This is a genomic window from Alkalibacillus haloalkaliphilus C5 (assembly GCF_000269905.1).
GTDB classification, from domain to species: domain Bacteria; phylum Bacillota; class Bacilli; order Bacillales; family Alkalibacillaceae; genus Alkalibacillus; species Alkalibacillus haloalkaliphilus_A.
In genome coordinates this window covers 1-924 of the sequence record NZ_AKIF01000280.1, presented here as the reverse complement: position 1 = coordinate 924, position 924 = coordinate 1, and the positions used below count along the sequence as shown (strand labels likewise).

General features: G+C 41.6%; 1 protein-coding gene. It reads left to right on the top strand.

Features of this window, described 5'->3' with window-relative positions; all coding sequences use genetic code 11:
• Window positions 1–81: 81 nt before the first annotated feature.
• Window positions 82–924, top strand: an 843-nt coding sequence (locus A194_RS0116405) for an aminotransferase class V-fold PLP-dependent enzyme (RefSeq protein ID WP_017187853.1), incomplete at its 3' end; no start/stop codon positions are given.

Here is a 924-nt window from a genome sequence, read left to right as displayed (position 1 = left end):
CGTGAATTAATCGTTAACAGTCCATTCCACTTCCCAGATGACAGTAGTGGAATCATTTCATAAAAATTAGGAGGGATTGCAATGACACAATACAAACCAGGTACAAAAGCATTATGGTCCGGAGAACAAGAGCAGCTTAGGTACGGGGCGACACAAGTTCCAGTCGTTCATAGTGTGTCTTACGGCTATGAAGATATGGATGAGTGGCACGAGATCGCAACTGGACAGCGTGAAGGTCATATTTACGGTCGTAACACGAACCCAACAACGCAAGCATTTGAAGACAAAGTAAAAGAATTAGAAGGAGCTGAGGCGGCTACAAGCTTCTCAACAGGAATGGCCGCAATTTCTAATACGCTGAATACTTTTTTACGACCGGGTGATCGTGTCGTTACGATTAAAGACACGTACGGCGGAACGAATAAAATTTTCACAGAGTTTTTACCGAAAAGTGGAGTAGATGTCGTCTTTTGTGAAACAGATAATCATGAAGAAATTGAACGTGAGATCGTCAATGGATGCCAAGTATTATATTTAGAATCCCCAACAAACCCGACGTTAAAAATTATCGACATTGAGCGGGTTGCAAAAGCTGGTCATGATGTTGGTGCTTTAGTTATCATCGACGGCACGTTTGCATCACCTGTTAACCAAAATCCGCTTGAGTTAGGTGTGGACCTTGTCTTGCACAGTGCGACTAAATATTTAGGCGGACACTCAGATGCCTTAGGGGGCGTTGTATGTGGACCGGAAAGTTTAATCGAACAAGTTTATCATTACCGTGAAATTAACGGCGCGACATTAAGTCCAATGGCATCATATTTGTTATTAAGAGGAATGAAAACGCTTCATTTAAGGGTCAAACAACAAAATGAAAATGCAATGAAAGTTGCCCAATATTTAAAAACAAACGAATGGGTGGAA